Genomic DNA, 795 nt, shown 5'->3' with positions numbered 1-795 from the left:
GCGCGATTGGGCTTGATCATTTGCTTTCCTCCAGTTCCTTGACCTGGTAGTACTGAAAGACTGCCATCGGCACGAGCAGCAGCAACACCATCGCGACGGTGACAGCCGAGGCCATCGGCCAGTCCATATTGTTGAAGAACTCGTCCCACATGACGCGGCCGATCATGAGCGTGTCGGCGCCGCCGAGCAGTTCGGGAATCACGTATTCGCCCACCGCCGGAATGAACACCAGCAGACTGCCCGCGATAATCCCGTTCTTCGAAAGCGGCAGCGTGATCTTCGTGAACGCCACCCACGGCTTCGCGCCCAGGTCATACGCGGCTTCGAGCAGCGTGAGATCCATCTTGCAGAGGTGCGCGTAGAGCGGCATCACCATGAACGGCAGATACGAATAGACCATGCCGATATAGACGCCCGCATCGCTGTGATAAAGACGCAGCGGCGAATGGATCAGGCCGATGGCCATGAGCGCGTGATTGAGCAGGCCGTCGTCCTTGAGAATGCCGATCCACGCATAGACGCGGATCAGGAACGACGTCCAGAACGGCAGCATGACCGCCATCATCAGCACATTGCGCGTGGCCGGATTGGAGCGCGCGATGTAATAGGCGATGGGGTAACCAATCAGCAGACAGAAGAACGTCGACACCGCCGCCATCTTCAGCGAACTGATATAGGTGGCGATATAGAGGCTGTCCTGCAGCAGGAACGCGTAGTGCGAAAGCTGCAGCGCGAGATGGACCATGCCGTCCTTCATCTCGACCAGGTTCGAATAGGGCGGAATGCCCATGACCT

The 795-nt window shown here is 58.5% G+C and carries 1 protein-coding gene; it reads right to left on the bottom strand.

Features of this window, described 5'->3' with window-relative positions:
- Positions 1-16: 16 nt before the first annotated feature.
- Positions 17-795: ABC transporter permease subunit (locus tag F3J17_RS35930; protein WP_167070568.1), on the bottom strand; the 779-nt coding region annotated here is incomplete at its 5' end.

Source organism: Burkholderia sp. Ax-1719 (assembly GCF_011753055.1).
Taxonomy (GTDB): domain Bacteria; phylum Pseudomonadota; class Gammaproteobacteria; order Burkholderiales; family Burkholderiaceae; genus Paraburkholderia.
Note: the sequence above shows the minus strand (reverse complement) of the source record. Positions and strands in the feature narration are given on the sequence as shown.